The sequence below is a fragment of the Gilliamella sp. Pas-s27 genome (assembly GCF_009795865.1).
Classification (GTDB): Bacteria; Pseudomonadota; Gammaproteobacteria; order Enterobacterales; family Orbaceae; genus Gilliamella.
This window is the reverse complement of sequence record NZ_WTEW01000021.1, coordinates 1-22092: the sequence shown is the minus strand read 5'-3', so window position 1 is coordinate 22092 and position 22092 is coordinate 1. Positions and strand designations below refer to the sequence as shown.

Annotated in this window: 22 protein-coding genes; 9 read left to right on the top strand and 13 right to left on the bottom strand. The window is 35.0% G+C overall.

Annotation, left to right across the window (positions count from 1 at the left end; all coding sequences use genetic code 11):
- Nucleotides 1-46: 46 nt before the first annotated feature.
- Complete coding sequence (gene carB / locus GQ589_RS08935) at nucleotides 47-3262, bottom strand: carbamoyl-phosphate synthase large subunit (protein WP_160425713.1); 3216 nt, start codon at nucleotides 3260-3262, stop codon at nucleotides 47-49.
- Nucleotides 3263-3264: 2 nt separating this feature from the next.
- Nucleotides 3265-4425, bottom strand: a complete 1161-nt coding sequence (carA, locus tag GQ589_RS08930) for a glutamine-hydrolyzing carbamoyl-phosphate synthase small subunit (RefSeq protein ID WP_160400694.1) — start codon at nucleotides 4423-4425, stop codon at nucleotides 3265-3267.
- 271 nt (nucleotides 4426-4696) lie between these two features.
- On the opposite strand from carA, the gene argF reads away from it, so the two are divergent.
- On the top strand, nucleotides 4697-5707 hold the full coding sequence (argF, locus tag GQ589_RS08925) for an ornithine carbamoyltransferase (protein ID WP_160425711.1): 1011 nt from the start codon (nucleotides 4697-4699) through the stop codon (nucleotides 5705-5707).
- A 96-nt stretch (nucleotides 5708-5803) separates the two neighbouring features.
- A complete protein-coding gene (locus GQ589_RS08920) occupies nucleotides 5804-6301 on the top strand; it encodes a phosphatidylglycerophosphatase A (RefSeq protein WP_160400692.1) in 498 nt (165 codons plus the stop codon).
- A gap of 54 nt (nucleotides 6302-6355) precedes the next feature.
- Here the strand turns inward: GQ589_RS08920 and nadK are convergent, their stop codons facing one another.
- Nucleotides 6356-7234, bottom strand: coding sequence for an NAD(+) kinase (gene nadK / locus GQ589_RS08915; protein WP_160400691.1), 879 nt, complete (start codon nucleotides 7232-7234; stop codon nucleotides 6356-6358).
- A gap of 153 nt (nucleotides 7235-7387) precedes the next feature.
- Here nadK and grpE point away from each other — a divergent pair, with 153 nt between their 5' ends.
- Nucleotides 7388-7981, top strand: a complete 594-nt coding sequence (gene grpE, locus GQ589_RS08910; protein WP_160425709.1) for a nucleotide exchange factor GrpE — start codon at nucleotides 7388-7390, stop codon at nucleotides 7979-7981.
- A 46-nt stretch (nucleotides 7982-8027) separates the two neighbouring features.
- On the opposite strand, the gene def is transcribed toward grpE, so the two are convergent.
- The gene (def, locus tag GQ589_RS08905; RefSeq protein ID WP_160400689.1) at nucleotides 8028-8540 is read right to left on the bottom strand and encodes a peptide deformylase; all 513 of its coding nucleotides are present in this window, start codon (nucleotides 8538-8540) and stop codon (nucleotides 8028-8030) included.
- A gap of 155 nt (nucleotides 8541-8695) precedes the next feature.
- On the opposite strand from def, the gene dprA reads away from it, so the two are divergent.
- Nucleotides 8696-9802, top strand: a complete 1107-nt coding sequence (gene dprA, locus GQ589_RS08900; protein WP_160425707.1) for a DNA-processing protein DprA — start codon at nucleotides 8696-8698, stop codon at nucleotides 9800-9802.
- A 97-nt stretch (nucleotides 9803-9899) separates the two neighbouring features.
- On the opposite strand, the gene rraA is transcribed toward dprA, so the two are convergent.
- From rraA to GQ589_RS08875, 5 genes are all read right to left on the bottom strand, one after another.
- Nucleotides 9900-10391 (bottom strand): ribonuclease E activity regulator RraA, encoded by a 492-nt coding sequence (gene rraA, locus GQ589_RS08895; protein WP_160400747.1) that lies wholly within the window; start codon nucleotides 10389-10391, stop codon nucleotides 9900-9902.
- 89 nt (nucleotides 10392-10480) lie between these two features.
- Entirely contained in the window at nucleotides 10481-11383 is a 903-nt protein-coding gene (locus tag GQ589_RS08890) for a 1,4-dihydroxy-2-naphthoate polyprenyltransferase (protein WP_160411733.1), read from the bottom strand.
- Between the two features lie 95 nt (nucleotides 11384-11478).
- The gene (locus tag GQ589_RS08885; RefSeq protein WP_370519431.1) at nucleotides 11479-12627 is read right to left on the bottom strand and encodes an ABC transporter permease; all 1149 of its coding nucleotides are present in this window, start codon (nucleotides 12625-12627) and stop codon (nucleotides 11479-11481) included.
- Nucleotides 12628-12643: 16 nt separating this feature from the next.
- Nucleotides 12644-13783 carry an ABC transporter permease gene (locus GQ589_RS08880; protein ID WP_160400685.1) on the bottom strand — a complete coding sequence of 380 codons (1140 nt, stop codon included), beginning with the start codon at nucleotides 13781-13783 and terminating at the stop codon, nucleotides 12644-12646.
- Nucleotides 13765-14736: an HlyD family secretion protein gene (locus GQ589_RS08875; protein ID WP_160425703.1), complete on the bottom strand. Its 972-nt coding sequence runs from the start codon at nucleotides 14734-14736 to the stop codon at nucleotides 13765-13767. Before GQ589_RS08875 ends, GQ589_RS08880 begins: the two co-directional genes overlap by 19 nt.
- 352 nt (nucleotides 14737-15088) lie before the next feature.
- On the opposite strand from GQ589_RS08875, the gene GQ589_RS08870 reads away from it, so the two are divergent.
- Together GQ589_RS08870 and GQ589_RS08865 are read left to right on the top strand one after the other, a co-directional pair.
- Nucleotides 15089-16378 (top strand): NAD(P)/FAD-dependent oxidoreductase, encoded by a 1290-nt coding sequence (locus tag GQ589_RS08870; RefSeq protein ID WP_160425701.1) that lies wholly within the window; start codon nucleotides 15089-15091, stop codon nucleotides 16376-16378.
- Nucleotides 16379-16487: 109 nt separating this feature from the next.
- Nucleotides 16488-17087, top strand: coding sequence for a YiiX family permuted papain-like enzyme (locus tag GQ589_RS08865; protein WP_160400682.1), 600 nt, complete (start codon nucleotides 16488-16490; stop codon nucleotides 17085-17087).
- Nucleotides 17088-17089: 2 nt separating this feature from the next.
- Here GQ589_RS08865 and rnhB read toward each other — a convergent pair whose 3' ends face one another.
- From rnhB to fabZ, 4 genes are read right to left on the bottom strand one after another with little or no spacing between them, the layout of a single operon-like run.
- Entirely contained in the window at nucleotides 17090-17680 is a 591-nt protein-coding gene (rnhB, locus tag GQ589_RS08860; protein WP_160400681.1) for a ribonuclease HII, read from the bottom strand.
- A complete protein-coding gene (gene lpxB, locus GQ589_RS08855; protein ID WP_160425699.1) occupies nucleotides 17674-18825 on the bottom strand; it encodes a lipid-A-disaccharide synthase in 1152 nt (383 codons plus the stop codon). Before lpxB ends, rnhB begins: the two co-directional genes overlap by 7 nt.
- Nucleotides 18825-19604: an acyl-ACP--UDP-N-acetylglucosamine O-acyltransferase gene (gene lpxA / locus GQ589_RS08850; RefSeq protein WP_160400679.1), complete on the bottom strand. Its 780-nt coding sequence runs from the start codon at nucleotides 19602-19604 to the stop codon at nucleotides 18825-18827. The genes lpxB and lpxA overlap by 1 nt, the downstream gene beginning before the upstream one ends.
- 45 nt (nucleotides 19605-19649) lie before the next feature.
- Nucleotides 19650-20096: a 3-hydroxyacyl-ACP dehydratase FabZ gene (gene fabZ / locus GQ589_RS08845; RefSeq protein WP_160400678.1), complete on the bottom strand. Its 447-nt coding sequence runs from the start codon at nucleotides 20094-20096 to the stop codon at nucleotides 19650-19652.
- A 232-nt stretch (nucleotides 20097-20328) separates the two neighbouring features.
- Between fabZ and fkpA the strand changes: the two genes are divergently transcribed.
- Genes fkpA through tusC form a run of 3 tightly spaced genes read left to right on the top strand, consistent with a single transcriptional unit; the run spans nucleotide 20329 to nucleotide 21905 of the window.
- The gene (gene fkpA / locus GQ589_RS08840) at nucleotides 20329-21153 is read left to right on the top strand and encodes an FKBP-type peptidyl-prolyl cis-trans isomerase (RefSeq protein ID WP_160425697.1); all 825 of its coding nucleotides are present in this window, start codon (nucleotides 20329-20331) and stop codon (nucleotides 21151-21153) included.
- Nucleotides 21154-21202: 49 nt separating this feature from the next.
- Nucleotides 21203-21538 (top strand): sulfurtransferase complex subunit TusD, encoded by a 336-nt coding sequence (tusD, locus tag GQ589_RS08835; protein WP_370519430.1) that lies wholly within the window; start codon nucleotides 21203-21205, stop codon nucleotides 21536-21538.
- Complete coding sequence (gene tusC, locus GQ589_RS08830; RefSeq protein WP_370519429.1) at nucleotides 21498-21905, top strand: sulfurtransferase complex subunit TusC; 408 nt, start codon at nucleotides 21498-21500, stop codon at nucleotides 21903-21905. Before tusD ends, tusC begins: the two co-directional genes overlap by 41 nt.
- Nucleotides 21906-22092 lie beyond the last annotated feature (187 nt).

Here is a 22092-nt window from a genome sequence, read left to right as displayed (position 1 = left end):
GGATGGAATTTTTAAAGACGAGCATCGCTCGTCTTTATCTTTGTGATTAGCAATAAAGTTGCTGTAATGGTGTTACAGTTTGTGCCGGATCGTGATTTAGCGCTGCAGTTGTAGCATAAGCAGCATTCATCGTGGTATCGTAATGTACCTTATATTGAATGGCACTTCGACGTAATACTTTTGACGCTTCAATAGCTGCTCGTCCAGAAGTGGTATTAAGAATATAGCTATATTCGCCATTTTTTATATGGTCATGGATATTTGGTCGCCCTTCATTTTCTTTTTTTACAATTTGGCATGGTATATTTGCTTGTTGTAATACCTTTGCCGTACCAATAGTTGCATCAATACTAAACCCATGATTAATTAATCGTTTAGCTACCTCTAACAGCCTTGTTTTATCCTGATCGCGAACCGATAATAATGCTTTTCCTGATTTTTTCATATTCGATAAACTACCAAGTTGTGCTTTAGCAAAGGCTTCTGCAAAGGTTTTACCGATTCCCATGACTTCCCCCGTTGAGCGCATTTCAGGACCTAAGATTGGGTCGACGCCACTGAATTTATTAAACGGTAATACAACTTCTTTTACCGAATAATAAGGAGGAATCACCTCTTTAGTCACATTTTGCTTGGCAAGTGATTGCCCCGTCATCACGCGAGCCGCTATTTTCGCCAGAGGTAAACCCGTTGCTTTTGAGACAAAAGGTACAGTGCGAGCTGCACGAGGATTGATTTCGATCAAATAAATTTGATTATCTTTCACCGCAAATTGCCCATTCATTAAACCTTTTACATTGAGTTCAAGTGCTAATTGTTTGGCCTGTAGTCGTAGTTTGTCTAAAATATCTGCAGTTAAGGTGTGTGTTGGTAGCGAGCAAGCAGAGTCACCCGAATGAATTCCTGCTTGTTCAATATGTTCCATAATGCCACCAATCAGGATTTGCTCACCATCAGCAATGACATCAATATCAACTTCAATTGCATCATCTAAAAAGTGATCAAGTAAGACTGGTGCATTATTTGATTCGCTTACCGCTGTTTTAAAATAACGCCTTAAATCTTGTTCATTATAGACAATTTCCATTGCTCGACCACCTAATACATAAGAAGGTCTAACCACTAATGGGTAACCTATTTTTTCTGCTTCAATGACAGCCTCGTTAATATCGGTCACTGTGGCGTTGACAGGTTGTTTTAATTCCAGTTTATCGACGACTTCTTGAAAGCGTTTACGATCTTCGGCTTTATCTATAGCATCAGGTGAGGTACCAATAATTGGTAGCCCAGCAGCTTCAAGCGCACGAGCCAGTTTTAGCGGTGTTTGCCCACCGTATTGCACAACAACACCATCTGGTTTTTCAACATGTGCAATTTCAAGCACATCTTCAAGCGTAACGGGCTCAAAATAGAGGCGGTCAGAAGTATCGTAATCGGTTGAAACCGTTTCTGGATTACAGTTAACCATAATGGTCTCATAACCATCCTCGCGCAGTGCCAATGCCGCATGTACACAGCAATAATCAAACTCAATACCTTGCCCAATCCGATTAGGACCACCACCAAGGATCATAATTTTTTTACGACTAAATTGAGGATTAGCTTCACATTCTTGCTCATAGGTTGAATAAAGATAAGCGGTATCTGTTGCAAATTCAGCCGCACAGGTATCAACACGTTTATAAACAGGATGAATTTGATATTGATGACGTAAATCACGTACTGCTTGTTCTTTAACATTTAGAAGTGTTGCAATACGAATATCTGAAAATCCTTTTCGTTTTAGTTGCCACAGCGATTCTTTATCAAGATCAACAAATAATTGCTGTTTTAGTTTATTTTCGATGATAACTAATTCTTCAATTTGCACTAAAAACCAACGATCTATATTAGTTAATGTAAAGATCTCATCTAAACTCAATCCCGCCCTAAAGGCATCAGCAATATACCAAATGCGATCGGCTCCCGCTTCCTGCAGTTCATAGCGAATTTTAGCAATATTTTTTTCATCGGTATAATCATCAACTTTAGGATCAAATCCTGAAGCACCAACCTCAAGCCCTCGTAAGGCTTTTTGTAATGACTCTTGGAAGGTTCGCCCAATTGCCATGACTTCGCCAACCGATTTCATTTGTGTGGTTAAACGGTCGTTACAACCAGCAAACTTTTCAAAATTAAAGCGTGGAATTTTGGTTACAACATAATCGATTGATGGTTCAAATGAAGCGGGTGTTTTCCCCCCTGTGATATCGTTAGATAATTCGTCAAGTGTATAACCAACTGCCAACTTAGCTGCGATCTTAGCAATTGGGAATCCTGTTGCTTTCGAAGCTAAGGCTGATGAGCGTGATACCCGTGGATTCATTTCAATAACGATCAAACGCCCTGTTTTAGGATCGACTGAGAATTGCACATTGGAGCCACCAGTTTCAACACCTATTTCACGCAGAACCGCAATTGAAGCGTTACGCATAATTTGGTATTCTTTATCCGTCAAAGTTTGTGCTGGAGCCACCGTAATTGAATCGCCAGTATGAATTCCCATTGGATCAAAGTTTTCAATGGAGCAAACAATAATGCAGTTATCATTTTTATCACGCACTACTTCCATTTCATATTCTTTCCAACCAATCAACGATTCATCAATCAGTAACTCATTAGTTGGCGAGAGATCAAGTCCGCGAGTACAAATTTCGTCAAATTCTTCAGTGTTATAGGCAATACCGCCACCAGTTCCGCCCATAGTAAATGACGGACGAATAATGCAGGGAAAACCAACTTGTTCAAGTACGGCATAAGCCTCTTTAAGTGAATGTGCAATACCTGAACGTGCGGTATCTAGTCCGATTTTTTTCATCGCTTCATCAAAGCGTTTGCGATCTTCGGCTTTATCAATAGCATCAGCTTTTGCACCAATCATTTCAACATTAAATTCTTTCAATACGCCTTGTTTTTCAAGCTCTAAGGCGCAATTTAGTGCTGTTTGCCCGCCCATAGTCGGTAAAATAGCATCAGGTCTTTCTTGTTCAATAATCTTGCGAACACTTGTCCAGTGAATCGGTTCAATATAAGTAGCATCAGCCATTTCAGGATCAGTCATGATAGTTGCTGGATTTGAATTGACTAAAATAACCCTGTAACCTTCTTCACGCAGGGCTTTACAAGCTTGTGCGCCTGAGTAATCAAATTCACATGCTTGACCAATAACAATTGGGCCTGCGCCAATAATTAGTATACTTTTTATATCTGTTCGCTTAGCCATAATTATTGCTCCTGCTTATAAATTTTAATTAACTCAATAAAGTGATCAAAAAGAGGTGCGGCATCATGAGGTCCAGGACTAGCTTCAGGATGACCTTGAAAACTAAAAGCCGGTTTTTTGTTGTGGTGAATACCTTGCAATGAGCCATCGAACAGTGATTTATGTGTCGCTCGTAAATGAGCAGGTAAACTTGCTTCATCTACCGCAAAACCATGATTTTGTGCCGTGATCATCACCTTCTTATTTTCTAGATCTTTAACTGGATGATTACCACCATGATGACCAAACTTCATTTTGATAGTTCTGGCACCACAAGCAAGCGCAAGAAGTTGATGCCCTAAGCAAATACCAAAAATAGGAATATTTGTATTTAAAAACTGCTTAATGGCATCAATGGCATAAGTGCATGGTGCAGGATCACCGGGGCCATTAGACAAAAAAATACCATCAGGATTTAATGCGATTACTTCGTCTGCCGTTGTTTTTGCCGGTACGACAGTTAATTGACAACCACGTTCAACTAACATTCGTAAAATATTATGTTTTACACCAAAATCATAAGCAACAACATGGTAAGGTAGTTCATTTTCTAATTTTGAATTTTTGTGTTCATTTTGTCTTGTCCATAAACCTTGAGTCCATCTATAACTATTAGAGCAAGTTACAACTTTGGCTAAATCAAGTCCATTTAATCCTTTAAAATTTATTGCCTGTTGCTTAGCATCCGCGGCTTTTGCTAACAAGGATTGTTTATCTTTTGCCGTTATAATCACACCATGTTGTGCACCTTTTTCACGCAAAATACGTGTTAAATGACGTGTATCAATATCAGCAATGGCAACTACATTATGTTTTTTTAAATAGCTAGAAAGATCGAGTTCATTTCGATAATTACTAGATAATAATGGTAAGTCACGAATGATTAGCCCTTTTGCATAAACTTGCTCTGACTCGGCATCTTCATTGTTAGTGCCAACATTACCAATATGTGGATAAGTTAATGTCACCAATTGCTCGCAATAAGAAGGATCAGTAAGAATCTCTTGGTAACCGGTCATTGATGTATTAAACACTACCTCACCAACAGCTTGTCCGTCAGCACCAATTGACTTACCAACAAATTGTGAACCATCTTGTAACATAAGGAGGGCATAAGTTCGCATGATTTAAAAGGCCTTTTTGAATAAAAAATCATTATAAATGAATAAAAAAACAATTATACTTGTTTGCAGTAGACAATATTTAAGCATTTTATTACAATTTTTTAAACAAAAAAAGCAATATCATAAAAAATAAATAGATAATAATGTCTAATTTTTGAGACGTTATGACTGAAATAAACAAAATATTATCTCTATTATCATGTTTAGCTTGAATTTGCATAATTATTCAAATAGAATCATGTAAATATTTGTCGTCATTTAGGAGCTTATCATGCACGGTTTTTATCAGCGCCATTTTTTACGGTTACTTGATTTTACCCCTACCGAAATTAATCAATTAATTGATCTTGCTATTGAATTAAAACAAGCTAAACAACAAGGCAATGAAAAAAAACATCTGATAGGTAAAAATATTGCGCTTATCTTTGAGAAAGACTCTACCCGTACTCGTTGTGCTTTTGAAGTGGGCGCTTTTGACCAAGGGGCTCAAGTTACCTATTTAGGACCAAGTGGTAGTCAAATTGGGCATAAAGAGTCAATTGCTGATACCGCTCGAGTACTTGGCCGAATGTATGACGGTATTGAATATCGTGGTTATGGCCAAGAGATCGTTGAAACCTTAGCAAAATATTCTGGGGTCCCTGTTTGGAATGGTTTAACTACCGAAGCACATCCAACCCAAATTTTAGCTGACTTTATGACCATGAAAGAACACGTCGGCCAACGTGAATTAAAAACTGTTAAGTTTGCTTATTTAGGCGATGCCCGTAATAACATGGGAAATTCATTAATGGAAGGCGCTGCGTTAATGGGAATGGAAATTCGTCTTGTAGCGCCAAAAGCTTGCCAACCCGAAGCTGAACTGGTACAAAAATGTCAAGAAATTGCGAAAACGACAGGTGCCAAAATCATCTTAACCGAAAATGTTACTGAAGGGGTTAAAAATATCGACTTTTTATATACTGATGTGTGGGTATCAATGGGTGAACCTAAAGAGGTTTGGGATGAGCGGGTTAAATTATTAACGCCTTATCAAGTAAATGAAAATGTAATCAAACTCACCAATAATCCAAATGTCAAATTTATGCACTGTTTACCTGCCTTTCATGATATGAATACTACTGTTGGTAAACAAATGGCTGCTCAATATGGTTTAACCAATGGACTTGAAGTGACTAATGAGGTGTTTGAATCTAAGCACAGTATTGTTTTTGATGAAGCAGAAAATCGCCTGCACACCATTAAAGCGGTAATGGTTGCAACATTAACTAAAGATGAATAATATTGTCGTAATCAATACATAGATACTTAGCTAAATTAAGTATTTCCTCTTTGCCGGCTTAACGTCGGCAAATTTTATTTAAAAGAATATTGAATCATGACAAAACAAGAACGAAATAAAGATTTTAAAAAATTCCTAAGACTAAGTAATCCTATTCATTTTTTAGCTGTTGGACTAGGAAGTGGTATGTCGCCAATTATGCCGGGAACAATGGGATCACTAATGGCTATCCCTTTATGGTTAATGTTTTGTGATTTGCAACCAGCTTTATATTGGGTATTTATTTTTGTGACATTTATTTTTGGTTGTTTTGTTTGTCAAAGAACATCCGATGATACACACACTCATGACTCAGGGCATATTGTTTGGGATGAATTTGTGGGAATGTGGATAACTTTATTTTTTATACCACAAACCTCACTGCTATGGATTGCTATAGCATTTTTGGCTTTTAGAGTTTTTGATATGACAAAGCCTTGGCCAATTCGTTGGTTTGACAAACGAGTACCAGGTGGATTTGGCATTATGGTGGATGATGTAATTGCCGCAATATTTTCATCATTCACCGTTTATGTTATAACACTGATAATTTAAGTTGTGATTTTATACGGAAAAACATATTTTCTTGAAAGTTTTCTACAAAAAAGGCTAAAACATCTTTTGCGACCACCCTAACTTAGTAGAAAGATTATTAAAATAATCATAATCTTTGGTATGAATCAAATTAAATTCATACAAAGATCGACGAATAATTACATCTTGAGTTGGTTTGACTGGTAAAATAATCTGACTATCACAAGCAATATTGAGATCCAGTGCTGTTGTTGGAAATTTTAGGCGTATAGGATTATCACTTTTAATCACTAATGGTCTGACCGCTAGCGAGTGAGGAAACATTGGTGTAATAATTAAAGCATCTAAATGGGGTGCTAAAATAGGTCCACCAGCTGATAGTGAATAAGCGGTAGAGCCTGTCGGTGTCGCAATAATTAAGCCATCAGCCCGTTGTGAAAATGCATTGTGTTCATTAATGTAGACATCGTAATCAATCATATGAGCAACAGTATTTGGCGTTACGACAATTTCGTTAACTGCAAACCCTGAATTAATTAATTTACCATTATCATAAATAGAAACTTCAAGTAAAAATCGGGGATCATTATCATATTGGCCAGCAATAACAGGACTTAATTGTTCAATCACTTGTTCATGAGAGATATCAGTTAAAAAACCTAAATTACCTCGATTAACACCAATTACCTTAATTTTATAGTGTGATAAATAGCGTGCGGAACGCAACATATTACCATCACCACCCACCACAATAGCCAGATCCGCTTGTGTTCCTATTGTTTCTAGTGATGCATACTGCTTAACAGAAAATGAGATATGCTCTTTTAACCGTTCTTCAACTAACACTCGAATGCCAAGTCCAACCAGCCAATCATAAAGCACTTGATGGGTTTCCATTGCCTCTAACTTACGTGGAAGCCCAATAAGGCCGATGCATTTAAATGGTGTATCCATAAAATATCCTTGTGTTTTTCATATAACTATATGTATTTTTTAGTTTTAATTCAAAAAAACATATATCAACATGCCGAGGAGCTTGTAATAATAAAATTTATCCCCATAATAACTGTTATTCACTCAGTTTTCGACTACATTATGGAGTACCTTATGACAGAACAAGATAAAAATATGTCAGAAAATGAAACTAACGAAACTAATATTGACACATCAACAGAAGAAACAATCGAGCAAGAAGCCCCTGCACAACCCAATATTGAAGAGCAACTAAAAGCAAAAGATGTTCGCATTGCAGAGCTTGAGCAAGCATTACAATTGGCTAAAAAAAATGAAAGTGAAGCAATGATTCGTGCTCGAGCAGAAATTGATAATGTTCGTAAACGTGTTGAACAAGATGTTGATAAAGCTCGTAAGTTTGCGCTAGAAAAATTTGCTAATGAATTATTACCCGTTATTGATAATCTAGAGAGAGCTTTAGAATCTACAGATAAAACCAACCCAGAGCATAAAGCTACTGTTGAAGGATTAGAGTTAACATTAAAATCATTTTTAGATACTGTTAAAAAATTTGGTATTGAAGTGGTAAATACCGAAGATTCGCAATTAAATCCTGATATGCACCAAGCAATTAGTATGGTGGAATCACCAGAACATCAATCAGGGCAAATCGTTAATACCATTCAAAAAGGTTATACATTAAATGGCCGATTAATTCGCCCTGCAATGGTAATTGTTGCTAAATAACTTATTAGATAAAAAAACTAACGCCACAAATTAGTGGCGTATTATTTTATTTATTTCGTTGCTCTTCACGAGCAAGTTTCTTCATTTTTTGCTCGATTCGTTGACGTTTAAGTGGAGAAAGGTAATCAACAAAAAGTTTACCTTTCAAGTGATCCATTTCGTGCTGGATACAAATAGCAAGTATCTCATCGGCATCAATTTCATAAGGATTGCCATGACGATCTAGTGCTTTAATTTTGATTTTTTCTGCTCTTGGCACAAAACCACGACAATCTGGTACCGATAAGCATCCTTCCTCAATACCTGTTTCACCTTCTTGGCTTATCACTTCAGGATTGATGATCACATAAACTTGGCTTTTATCTTCTGATACATCAATAACAATAATTTGTTCATGCACATCAATTTGGGTTGCAGCAAGACCAATTCCGTTTTCATCGTACATAGTTTCAATCATGTTATCAATGATCGTTTGTAACTCAGGGGTGAACTCGGTAACAGGCTTAGCAACTTTGCGAAGTCGTTCATCAGGAAAACGTAATACCGGTAAAATAGCCATAAATTATTCGATCTACTCCTCAAATTTTGATTTTATTCAATCTGCTGTTTATTGTAAACATTTATCATACTGATGAATAGCTTTTGTTAGCTATTGATAGTATTTATCTTATCAATTCAAAATATCTAAATTATTTAACATGAGTGCAAAAAGTCATGATGAGTAAATATGAGTTTTTATTACGAATTTCAATGCTTAGTTATGGGAAACGAGCCATTTTTGTAAAAATTGGGCAGATCTTTACAAACAACTTACCTAATAGTATTCAAAACGTTTCTTATGTATTAGATAAGTTGAAATTGTCTGATGCTCAATTAGCGCTATTTTATGAGACTTCATATCTCCATTTTGAACCAATACTTGAATGGCTAGATTCGCCTAGCCCTCCAAAATATCTTATTGCCTATTGTGATAATGACTATCCATTATTACTTAAACAAATTTGCTCTCCACCTTTATTATTGTTTGTTTTAGGTAATCGTCAGCTATTACATTCGCCTCAACTAGCTATGGTCGGAAGTCGAGAATTTAGTGAATACGGAGCACAATGGGGAAGATACTTCGCTAGTGAGTTAGCTATTAATGGTTTAACAATAACCAGTGGTTTAGCATTGGGCTTAGATGCTATTTGCCATCGTGGAGCACTTGATGTGTCGGGTTATACTATTGCGGTATTGGGTAGTGGTTTAGCAAAGATAGCGCCAAAGTCAAATCTAAATTTAGCTAATGATATTTTGTCACAAGATGGGGCGATTGTATCGGAATTTTTACCGTTTGAAAAAGCCAGATCGGTTTATTTTCCTCGCCGAAACCGAATTATTAGCGGGTTAAGTTTGGGTACCTTTGTGGTTGAAGCTTCAGAAAAAAGTGGTTCATTAATTACTGCACGTTATGCACTTGAACAAAATCGTGATGTATTTGCCTTACCAGGTGATATTAATAATGAAAACTGTAGTGGAACACATTATTTGATTAAACAAGGCGCTTATTTAGTTTCTAAACCTACTGATATTTTAGAGCATTATTATAGTTATTTATCAGTAGTAAATAATTCTCATAATCAGCCTAAAGAAAAACCATGTAATTCTATTTTGTACCCTGAAATTTTTTCTATTATTCACCATCAGCCGATTCCTGTTGATATTATTGCTCAGCAAGTGAATATGTCGATTTCAGAAGTTACCACTAAATTGTTAGATATGGAACTAGCGGGATTAATTAAAACGGTAACTGGTGGTTACATTCGTAATCTAGTAATTTAAAATTAAAAAGATTTTTGTTAAAAATTTTCAGATAAGTAGATGTTTAAGTATAAAACCCGCCGATAAATATCGACGGTTTGAGTGTTGAGGTTATTTTTTATTTATCTTCAATTTCAAGAGCAATTTCAGATAATATAATACCGGTGTTATCGGCATAAACAAAATCACCTGAAAAAAAGGTTACACCACCAAAATTAACACGAATATCAATTTCTCCAACACCTTGGTCTTCGGCTCCTACTGGAATAGCAGCTAGAGCTTGAATGCCAATATCAGCTTCAGCCAGATAATCAACTTGGCGAACAGCACCATAAACAATAATTCCTTCCCATTGATTTTGAACAGCAATATCTATCAGCTCTGCATCAATTAACGCACGACGAACAGAGCCCCCCCCATCAATGACAAGGATTTTACCTGCACCATTGGATTGTAAAATTTCGTATAGTAAGCCGTTATCTTCAAAACATTTAACCGTTACAGCTTGACCTGAAAACGATGTTACGCCACCAAAATTACTGAACATTGGTTCAACTACGTTAACATCTTCTGGATAATAATCGCAAAGAATTGAAGTATCAAACTCCATCATCAAATCTCCTTTTGCTGTCATGTTTAATGATATTTAGTATAACGCTAACATTAAGTAAAACGATATTAAATTTAAATAAACGTGAGCTAGCTCAAAATAATACCCAAACAATAAAGTAAATTAGTGAATAAAGCAAGCTTAACCATTTGTATTAATAAAGGCACGGCCGTTTTTATACTATTAAATTTAAACAAATCATTAATATGTTTGACATATAACGGTAAGATTAAAAGAAATAATCCACTATAAATTGTGTGTAAATAGTAATAAGCAAATAGGCTAAATAAAATAAATGAACTTAGCAATAACAATAGATGGTAATATTTTCCTAAAGTTTTCCCCATTAATACAACCAATGTTCTTTTATTATTTGTGCTATCGCTATCAATATCACGAAGATTGTTAATATTTAAAACAGCAACAGCAAGCAATCCACTACTAACCGCAGGTAATATAATTGATACAGGTAATAATTTTACTTGTAAAAAATAACTACCTATTACACCCACTAGACCAAAAAATATCAATACAGATAAATCACCTAATCCAATATAACCATAAGGTTTTTTTCCTATCGTATAAGTAATTGCGGCAATAATAGATAGTAACCCTAGTAATATAAAAATCAAAAATTGATAAGTATTATGGCAGGCAATGATGATCAAACTCAAGCCTGATACAATACATAAAAAAATGTTAATATACAGGGCTATTTTTAACTGCTCAAGAGTAATAAGCCCTAATTGAATCCCTCGAGTATGAGCAAGCACATTTTTCCTATCACTCCCTTTAACTGCATCACCATAATCATTGGCTAAATTAGATAATATCTGTAATAAGCTGGCAGTAATGAGTGAAAGTAACAATATAAGTACATCGAAAGATTGTTGCCAATAGGCCAATGCATTACCCAATAAAATAGAAGAAAAAGAAAGTGCTAAAGTTTTAGGACGAAAACTGATAATCCATGGATAAAATTTCATGTGCATTTAATATATCATTTATAACTAGCAAAATAAGTGTTTATATAATAGACATCAAGATGTGTTACATTTTAACAGCTAATAATGAGCTTGTTAGTATTTTATTTTTTTGTTTGCATTTTGTAGTTTTTAAATAATCGCCTTATTCGACCATCTCGTAATGCAGCAATAAAAATACCCAGTGAACCATATATAATTCCGAGTAATAAAATCATAAACACATTAAATAAATTATCTTTTAGACCTAATCCCATTTGATTTACGCCTGCAATCATATTCGTTGCCCAAGTTGATGGTAACATTTTAGAAACAACTTGCACCCAAAATGGCATCGCATCAAGTGGCCAAATTGTGCCTGATAAATAAAAGACCGGAGTTGTCAAAAATGCTAGCGTTAAATAAATCATTTCGGTTTTTCGTAAGCATTCTGTTAGTAATTTACTGAGTCCTAAAACACCAAGCAATAAGGGAAATGTCATAATTAAAATTTCTGGAATATTAGCAAGCTGTCGATAGCCAAGAATCCAAGGCCATAAGCCAAATAGTACAATAGATAAAAATAACCAGATAGGAATTAATCCACTTAAGCTACCCAATATAACTATTTTAGGTGGCTTACCTTGAGGTAGAGAACTTAATGTAATATTGGTACGTGTTGTCGCAATTAAGAAAGAGTGTTGCAATAACATAACTAATAAGCCAGGAAACGTAATAGCAGCAAAACTGATACCCGGGTTATAAAGTGGTTCTGTTTGCCCTTTGATTGGCGATAAAATGATATTAATCTGTTTATCTGAAAATCCATTATTACGCATTATTCGAGTATTATATTCAGTTAATATCTGCTGATAGATCCCTTTTATATCAACTTGTATTAGCCCATTAGCTAAACGACTTGAGGCATCACCATAGGCAGGTATAGTGACTTCCTGACTACTTAATAAACGTTTTTCAAAATCATTAGGAATAGTAAATACTGCAAAAAGTTTATGATCATTAATATCATCATAAGCCTGTAATGAACTATCATACATAACTGTTTCAATTTTAGAGCTGGTATTTAAAGAACGAATTAAACTCCGACTTGTTGATGTATGATCTTGATCAACAATAGCAACCGGTAAACTAGTGATAGTACCATTACTATAAACTAAGCTCATTAATGAAACAGATAATAGTAATAATAACCACATTGGTCTTACTAACATAAATAAAAATATTTTTACGAATGCAGAACAAAATATTTTAATCATCCTAGTATTCCTCCTACTGTGAATGTAACCGTCTTACTAGGCGTTTTCTTACTAAGACTGTAATAATTATTGGGTAGATCATCAAAATACCACAGGTTTTTAACACAGAAAGATAACTAGAATGGCGTAAAAACAGATCAAACAACTTATTAAGCGCATAAGTTAAAGGCTCAAGTGATGAAATAAATCTTGCAATCCAAGGCATTGAAAGTTCTGGAACAACAATGCCAGAATAAGTTAATGCAAGCCCGACTAATATTCCTATATAGGTATAAGCATCAATAGCTGTTTTGGTAAAACTATAAAGCAAAATACCAATACTTTGAGCTGCAATGACATAGAAAAATACAACAATAATCATGGCAAATGGCGAGCCTGATACACGTGCATCAGAGAACAGAACTAACATCGCAATTTCAAAAATAAGTAACATTGTATACCAAATGGTATAGGGGGCTAACTTACCAAGGACAAATGGGTAAGTAGGCCGTGTTCTTTTGGGTAGTTGCGATAAAATATGTATTGTGGTTGTTACCACAAATAATTGTAACAAATGAACTACTGCTGAAAACTGTTGAAAGTACATTGAGTTACCGCTAGCATTAAATAACCCATCATAATTAAAATTGACTTTTGCAAGTGGGGGGACTGGTAGCCCAATACTGGTTGCCAATGTGGTGCGATATTGGGTATTTAATGATGCAATTAAACCCGAATAATCCATAATGGAATACAACCCAGCACTGTAATATAACGCATTATAATACAGCATTGGGGTTGGTTGATGACCGGCTAATACATCTGATTCAAAATTAGGGGGGATATATAAAATGGCATAAATTTTTGCTTTTTGTAAATCACCTTTGGCCAAAGAAAGCTGATTGCCGTAGTTGATAAGATTAGCATGCGCACCGGCATTAAGATCACGTACTATTTCGCGTGATAAAACACTTTTATCATTATCAATATAACCAACAGGAAGATCGAATAAAACACCACGATAGAAGATACTACTGATTAATACAAAAATAATAAGAGGTAAAATCCACATTAACCAGTGAAACGTAAACCGCTTAAATATAACAAGTATTTCTGCATTAAATGCTTGTTTAAAACGACACCAAAAATCCCAAATTAGTTGTCTAATTTCCATAATGCACTCATACCTGCACGTAAACCCTCAACAGGTTTAATTGGATAAAGCCGAACTTCAAAGGTTTTTAAATCAAAATCCCCTGTTGCTCGTGTTGCACGCTTTGTAGCATAATCCCCCATTGGAGCAATGTAACGAATCTCGGCCTCAATTTCTTTACCACCAAGTGCAGGAACATCAAGCTTAACATGATCACCTTTATGAATATTGGGCATAATATTTTCACGAAGATTAAATATAAAGTAAGCTTGAGGAAGTTGAATAATAGTCAATAATGGACTATTGGCGTTAAACAGTTCACCGACTTCGGCAGGTACTGAGCCAACTTCGCCACTTACAGGAGCTTTTACTTGTAAATCGTCATATTGAATTTGTAATTGTTTAAGTTGTTCTTCTGCTTGTTTTAATTGCGCATCATAAATTTGTCGTTGTTCAGCACGATCACCATTTTTAGCTTGATCTAAATTTGCCTGCGCTGACTGGACTTGTTGAAAGGCTGCATCACGAGTTTTTAGTGCATTATCTAATATTGATTGTGACAAAAACCCCTTTACTGAAATGGCTTTGTTGCGATCATACTCTTTAGATGCATTATCATAAGCTACTTTGGCTTGTTGAAGTAACGCTTCATAGTAACGAATGCTTTCTTCACGTGTACCATGTTTAGAAAGCTCAACTTGAGCTTTTGCTTGTTCACAAACCGCTTCGGCAGCTTTAACCTGCGCCAATAACTCTGGGCTATCAAGCGTAATTAAAACATCGTTAGGCTTAACATCATCCCCACGATTAATATGAATGACTTGCACTCGCCCCTTGGCTTTAGACACAACATTAATATTCGGCGCATCTACTTCACCTTGTAATATAAGCGGGCTATTGTGTGAGCGAATTAAAATCGTCATTGATATCAAAATAACGATCAATGTAATCATAATAAAAATTTTTTTATTCATAAAATTTTGTGTATAGAGTGATGGTAAAGACGTAAGGCATAAAGAATGAAAATGATCATACGCTATATTCTATAAATATATGACTATTTTTATTCTAATATTATACGAAAAGTGCTTTATAAATGTTAAATAAAACAAAAAATTATTTTAAATCAATATAATTAATACTATCATAGTAAATAATTTTTGTTTTTATACTATAAATAACTATAGATGGTTTTTAACAATTGTAAACCATCATTTTAATAGGTTTTATATATAAATGATATTAGTTAAAAGACATAGATAAAAACCTACTTATTTAGTAAGATATTAACAAATTTAAAATATAAAGTATTAAAAAGGATTAAATATGATAAGAATAATTATTATTGGTGGTGGTGCAGGAGGATTAGAATTAGCAACTGACCTTGGTGATAAACTAGGAAAAGGAAACCAAGCTGAAATTACACTAATAGATAAAAATAGCTATCATATTTGGAAACCTTTATTACATGAAGTTGCCACAGGTGTTTTAAACGAACAAGCAGATAGAATTGATTATACTGCACAAGGTCAACAACACGCTTTTCAATTTATTCAAGGTGCTTTTACCACTCTTAATCGTGAAGAAAAACAAGTTATTATTAACAACTCAAATGATGAATTTGTTTCGGTTCCATATGATATTTTAGTTGTAGCAATTGGTAGTACTTCAAACGATTTTGGAACACCAGGAGTAAAAGAACATTGTATTTTTTTAGATGACCAAAATGCTGCAATTCGTTTACGTGAGACTCTCATTGCAAAATTTGCAAGTTTTTGTTCAATTATTGATGAAAATCAAACAAAAGATGAAGACAAAATCCGTATTGCTATTGTTGGCGGTGGAGCAACTGGTATTGAATTAGCTTCAGAATTACCCCATATGGTTGAAACATTTGGTGCTTGTGGGCGTAATAAAATGTGTTCGGACTTACTGGATGTATCGGTTATTGAAGCAACTGATCGCATTTTACCCGCGTTACCTGAAAAAACAGCATTAAGTATTACTAAAACCTTACAACAACGTGGAATTCATGTGTTAACTAAAACCATGATAACTAAAGCGGAAAGCGATGGTTTTTATCCAAAAGAAGGCAATACTATTAATGCAGATATTATGATCTGGACCGCAGGGGTAAAGGCTCCCGATTTTTTAAAGGAGATTGCAGGTTTAGAATCAAGCCGTTCTAATCAACTTGTTGTTAAACCAACATTACAAACCACACGTGATGATAATATTTTTGTAATTGGTGATTGTGCTTACGCAATGCAAGATAGCGGTAAAGCTTCTCCCGCTACGGCACAAGCAGCGCATCAGATGGCAAAAATATGTTATGAAAACATTATTAACAAATTAAATAATAAACCAATGAAATCATTTAAATATACAGATAATGGTACTATTATTTCTTTACACGACACCGCACAAGGAGTGGTTAAAATTGCCGGTAAAGGAGAAATGAACGTTAAAGGATTCTTTGCTTTAATGATCCATCGCCTGTTGTATCGTATGCATCAAGCAAGTTTGTTAGGTATTGTCAAAACAATCCGATTTGCTAAAGCGAGTAAAGAAATGTATAAAAATAAATTTGCTTCTATATTTACTCATCAAGACTAATTTACTCTCTCCCTCTTTTTTTTCTTCAATAGCTACTTATAAATGCACTTTTATAAGTAGCTATCTTATTTTATACTCCAATATATTGTAAATTTTCTTGGTAAACCTAATGCGTTTTATTTTTATGCTTACCTTATTGAGTGCTAGTTTTATAAGTATTGCTAGCTATACACCCAAAGATGGAGATATTATTTTTCAATCTTCACAATCAAGACAAAGTCTGGCTGTTGAACAAGCAACAAATTCGCCATATAGCCATATGGGTATCATTTTAATTAAAAATGGCAAACCATATGTTTTTGAAGCAGCTAACAAAGTCGTTTATACACCACTAAATAGTTGGATTGCTCGTGGTAAAAATAAAAAATATGTAGTTAAGCGTTTAAAAGATCATAATCTGTCGAATAATGATGTTAGAAATTTAAAAAAAATTGCACAAACGTTTGAAAATAAACCATATGATATTTGGTTCGGATGGGATGATCGTTATATTTATTGCTCAGAATTAGTTTGGAAAATCTATAATAGAGCCCTAAAATTAAAAATAGGTCAATTGCAAACTATCAAAGAGTTCAATCTTTCATCGCCTGCAGTTAAACAAAAAATAAAAGAACGTTATGGAAATAGGATCCCCTATCAAGAAACGGTTATTTCACCCGTTTCTATGTTTAATTCACCACTACTAACAACAGTTGATAAGCAATGGTAATATTAAAATAACGTTAGATTTTTGACTGGTGCAAAACTTTTGCGGTACAAATGATTAACACCATGTTGCTCAATTGCCGCTAAATGTGCTTTAGTTGGGTAGCCTTTATGTTTAGCAAGGCCATATTTTGGATATAATTTATCTAACTCAATCATTTCACGATCACGAGTAACTTTAGCTAGGATTGAAGCAGCGCTGATTTCTGCAACCAACAAATCCCCTTTAATAACCGCTTGAGTTTGAATACCAAAATCAGGACAACGGTTGCCATCAACTAATACAAAATTGGGTTTTATGGGTAATCCAGATACTGCCCGCTGCATAGCAAGCATGGTGGCATGTAATATATTTAATTTATCAATTTCATCAACCGAGGCTCTTGCAATACACCAAGCTAATGCATCTTGTTTAATAATATCAAACAGTTGTTCACGTTTTTTTTCAGTCAGTTTTTTGGAGTCAGTTAACCCTTTTATTGATTTGTTAGGATCTAAAATAACCGCTGCGGTAACTACATCACCACAAAGTGGACCTCGTCCAACTTCATCAACCCCTGCAATTAAGGTAGCATCTGGATAGGTAAACTCTAGCAATGTGGCTCCTTTAATACATCAAGTACAGCTTTAGCGGCTTGTTCATCAGCATTACAACGAATTTGATTATGCAAAGATAAAAATGTCTGCTTTAGCTCTGAATTATCACCTTCTAAAAAAGGGATAATGTGATTAACAATATTTTCAGCAGTGCAATCTTGTTGTAATAATTCTGGCACAATCTCTTTACCCGCTAAAATATTCGGTAATGAGACATAAGGTGTTTTAATCAATTTTTTTGCAAGCCAAAAGGTAAAAGGCTTCATTTTGTAGCCAACAACCATTGGGCATTTAGCTAACATGCATTCTAATGCCACAGTACCCGAAGCCAAAATTGACGCATTACTTGCAATCATTGCTTCCCGAGCATGGCCATCTAATAACTGCATTTCAAGTTGGGAAGCAATTTCTGTTTTAATCTGCTCAAACTCTTGTCGCCTTTTTTCGTTAACTAAAGGTACTAAAATATGTAAATCAGGGTAGCGTTGGCGTAATAACTGTGCTGCTTTTAAAAAGGGAGCCGATAATAATGTCACTTCAGCATGACGGCTACCTGGCAATAAAGCTAAGCAACGACAATGTAGTGGAATACCTAATTGTTGACGCATTGCTGTTTGATCTGGATTAAGTGGAATATCGTCTGCCATTTTATGCCCAATAAAACGACAAGGTACATCAAACTTATCATAAAAGGCTTTTTCAAACGGTAAAAAAGCTAAAATGAGGTTGGTATTACGTTTGATCTTGAATACACGTTTTTGTTTCCAAGCCCAAACCGATGGACTCACATAATGGATTGTTTTAATGCCTGCTTGTTTTAACTTACCTTCTAAAGAAAGATTAAAGTCAGGTGCATCAATGCCAATAAATATATCTGGCTTAAGTACGATTAAACGCCTAGTAATATCTTTGCGAATTGCCAAAATGCGGCGTAATCGCCCCAAGACTTCAACAATGCCCATCACTGATAACTCATCCATTTCATACCAAGCTTCACAGCCTTCGGCTTGCATTTTAGGACCAGCAATACCAACAAAATGAATATTAGGATGATGATGTTTGAGTGAACGAATTAGACCTGCACCAAGAATGTCGCCAGAGGGTTCCCCAGCGACTAAAGCTACAGTTAATGGTTTATTGGTCATTAACGGATAATGCCTCGCGTAGAACGCGTAAAAAAGTCAACAAACAGTTGAACTTCAGGATGTTGCTTTGCAATGGTTTCGATTTCAATTTTAGCTTCATCTAACGTCAAACCATTTCGATAAAGGATTTTATAAGTATTACGAATCGCCTGTAGAGCATCTTTACTAAACCCTCGACGTTTTAAACCTTCGTAATTGACGCCATGTGGAGTGGCATGATTACCTTGCGCTATAACATAAGGCGGAACATCCTGCGCAATGCCCGAACAGCCACCAACCATAACATGCGATCCAATCACACAAAATTGATGAACAGCAGTCATGCCACCAATAATGACATAATCATCTAATTGAACATGTCCGCCTAACGTCGCATTATTGGCTAAAATACAACGATTCCCAATATGACAATCATGAGCAACGTGAGCATTAATCATCAATAGGTTATCGCTACCAATACGTGTTAGCTCGCCTCCTTGAACTGTACCACGATGAATTGTCACACTTTCGCGAATCATATTGCGATCGCCAATTTCAGTGCGAGTGGGTTCTCCACGATATTTTAAATCTTGGTTTACTTCGCCAATTGAAACAAATTGATAAATTTGGTTATCTTTACCAATTTTGGTATGCCCATTGACGACGACATGCGATTTTAAAAAAGTTCCATCACCAATTTCAACATGTTCACCAATAAAACAAAAAGGTCCAATTTTAACGTTTTCACCAATCTTTGCCCCTTTTTCAATTACTGAACTAGGGTGTATTTCTGTTGCCATAGCCGTTCCTTAATACTGCTTTGGATATACTCTAAAAAATTGATGTTATTTGCGAGCACACATCATTTCTGCTTCGCAAACTAACTTACCATCAACGGTTGCAACACCATGGAATAGCGCAATGCCTCGACGTTCTTTGATATATTCAACATCTAACACAATTTGATCGCCAGGTACAACTGGACGCTTAAAGCGTGCTTTATCGATTGATGCAAAATAATAAAGCTGCCCAGGTGAGAGTTCTTCAATGCTCTTAAATGCCAAAATCCCTGTTGCTTGCGCCATAGCTTCTAGAATTAATACCCCAGGGAAAATGGGTTTATTAGGAAAGTGCCCTTGGAAGAAAGGCTCATTGACAGTGACATTTTTGATGGCTTTTAATGTTTTACCTTTTTCATAACTAAGTACGCGATCAACCATTAAAAATGGATAACGATGAGGTAACAAACTGATGATTTCTTCAACATCAAGGGTATTAAGTTCGGTAGTCAAAATAGCTATCCTTATACATTATTTACTATAAATTTTATACATTATAACTGAGGATACCACTTTCACTCAAGGATGATTTAGATTGCAAAATATTGCGTATCCTATTTGGTTATAACTACAGTAATATAACTTTATGAAATAAATGATTTGTAAACACTATGTTATCTTGTGCTAAATAATATATAATAGATAAATTGACTATCTAAAAGAATTTCTAACTTGGAGAAGTAGAATGAAATCATTAATTAAAATGACCTTAATAACTAGTACAATTATATTAACATTAGCTGGTTGTGATGATAAAAAATCATCCGACACAAGTAGTTCAACTATTGAAACAAATAAAATTACAATTTCAACTGATGCGCAAAAAGAAGCCTATGCATTAGGTTCTTCGTTTGCAACATATATGAAAGAAAATTTAGAGCAAAATGAAATTAAACCAGATCAAGAATATCTAATCAGCGGTTTTAATGAAACATTCAGCGGTGCATCACAACTAAGTAAAGATGAAGTTAAAACTGTTTTAGATGCGTTTGGTAAACGAATTCAAGAAGAAAGCCAAGCGCGTTTTGAAAAACAAAAAACTGAAAACACAACTGCTGGGGACAAGTTCCGTGAAGAATTTGCTAAACAAGACGGCGTTAAAAAAACTAAATCTGGCTTACTTTATCAAATTTTAGAAAATGGTTCAGATCGACACCCAACCGAAGATAACGTAGTTATTGTTCATTATACAGGTACTTTAACTGATGGACGTAAATTTGATAGTTCTTATGATCGTGGAGAGCCTGCTAAATTTCCTCTTGGTGGTGTAATAAAAGGTTGGACAGAAGGCATTCAATTAGTTGGCGTTGGTGGTAAAATCAAACTTGTTGTACCACCAGAGCTAGCTTATGGCGATCAAAATATTCCTGGTCAAGAAGACAAAGCAGGAATTCAACCTGCATCAACATTAGTATTTGAAGTTGAATTACTAGGTATTGATGGCGATAAAAATGATACAAATAAAGAACCAACAGAAAAATCAGCATCAAAATCAGATAAAGCAGAATAACAATCAAGTCACTCACTTAATTGATTCTTTAAGTTATACGCTTATTATTATGGGTCCTGCTTATGGGACCCAATCTGCTTATTGTGCATATCAATTTGCACAAGCTTTACTGTCCAGCTCTTCTCACACGATTAAAAATATCTTTTTTTATGCTGATGGCGTTTATAATGGCAATAGCTATACCGATCCTGCTAATGATGAGTTTAATTTAGTTTCAGCTTGGCAAGAACTATCAAAAACACACAACTTAACATTAACTATTTGTGTTGCAGCTGCGCAACGACGCGGTGTTATCAAAAACAATCTTGCAGATTATTTTCAATTAACCGGTCTTGGTGAACTTAGTGAATCAATTGCAACAACCGATCGAACCATTCAATTTTAACATTAAGGCTGAAATGAAAAAATTAGCAATTCTTATCTACTCTCCACCTCATGGAAATGCCAAAGGTCGAGAAGCACTTGATATTGCATTAGCCACATCAGCTATTAATCAGGTTTCAGTTTTTTTTGTCGATGATGGTGTCTTTCATTTATTACCAAATCAACAACCTGATAGCATTTTAATGCGAGATTATATTGCAACATTAAATATGCTTGAACTTTATGATATTGATGATGTGTATGTCTGTGAATCTTCACTTAAATCAAGAAACTTAACCCAAATAGCCAGAAATATCCCAAGTAAAATCATTAATACCCAGTTATTAAATCAACTATTAATGACTAAAGATGTAATTTTGCGATTCTAGTTTTATGCCAAAAGAAAATCTTAAACCACAACAACAAGCTTATATCTAAACAAAAATCCGTCAGGAAAGATGTTGATTTTATTTAAATTTTTGTTTTGTTGTTCCTGGATTACACCATGAAGTGCAATTTGTCTTAACTCCTTCGAATAAAAGGAGGCAGGGCTTTTAAACTTATGCCGTTTTCTTG

Bases quoted from the DNA above. Each gene is read 5' to 3' on its own strand.
- lpxB (WP_160425699.1), bottom strand. From the start codon at position 18,825: ATGACCAATAAACCATTAACTGTAGCTTTAGTCGCTGGGGAACCCTCT.
- fkpA (WP_160425697.1), top strand. From the start codon at position 20,329: ATGAAATCATTAATTAAAATGACCTTAATAACTAGTACAATTATATTA.
- carA (WP_160400694.1), bottom strand. From the start codon at position 4,425: ATGCGAACTTATGCCCTCCTTATGTTACAAGATGGTTCACAATTTGTT.
- lpxA (WP_160400679.1), bottom strand. From the start codon at position 19,604: ATGGCAACAGAAATACACCCTAGTTCAGTAATTGAAAAAGGGGCAAAG.
- dprA (WP_160425707.1), top strand. From the start codon at position 8,696: ATGATGAGTAAATATGAGTTTTTATTACGAATTTCAATGCTTAGTTAT.
- nadK (WP_160400691.1), bottom strand. From the start codon at position 7,234: ATGGATACACCATTTAAATGCATCGGCCTTATTGGGCTTCCACGTAAG.
- GQ589_RS08890 (WP_160411733.1), bottom strand. From the start codon at position 11,383: ATGCACATGAAATTTTATCCATGGATTATCAGTTTTCGTCCTAAAACT.
- GQ589_RS08880 (WP_160400685.1), bottom strand. From the start codon at position 13,783: ATGGAAATTAGACAACTAATTTGGGATTTTTGGTGTCGTTTTAAACAA.
- rraA (WP_160400747.1), bottom strand. From the start codon at position 10,391: ATGGAGTTTGATACTTCAATTCTTTGCGATTATTATCCAGAAGATGTT.
- GQ589_RS08865 (WP_160400682.1), top strand. From the start codon at position 16,488: ATGCGTTTTATTTTTATGCTTACCTTATTGAGTGCTAGTTTTATAAGT.
- carB (WP_160425713.1), bottom strand. From the start codon at position 3,262: ATGGCTAAGCGAACAGATATAAAAAGTATACTAATTATTGGCGCAGGC.
- def (WP_160400689.1), bottom strand. From the start codon at position 8,540: ATGGCTATTTTACCGGTATTACGTTTTCCTGATGAACGACTTCGCAAA.
- GQ589_RS08920 (WP_160400692.1), top strand. From the start codon at position 5,804: ATGACAAAACAAGAACGAAATAAAGATTTTAAAAAATTCCTAAGACTA.
- grpE (WP_160425709.1), top strand. From the start codon at position 7,388: ATGACAGAACAAGATAAAAATATGTCAGAAAATGAAACTAACGAAACT.
- GQ589_RS08870 (WP_160425701.1), top strand. From the start codon at position 15,089: ATGATAAGAATAATTATTATTGGTGGTGGTGCAGGAGGATTAGAATTA.
- argF (WP_160425711.1), top strand. From the start codon at position 4,697: ATGCACGGTTTTTATCAGCGCCATTTTTTACGGTTACTTGATTTTACC.
- GQ589_RS08875 (WP_160425703.1), bottom strand. From the start codon at position 14,736: ATGAATAAAAAAATTTTTATTATGATTACATTGATCGTTATTTTGATA.
- tusD (WP_370519430.1), top strand. From the start codon at position 21,203: ATGGGTCCTGCTTATGGGACCCAATCTGCTTATTGTGCATATCAATTT.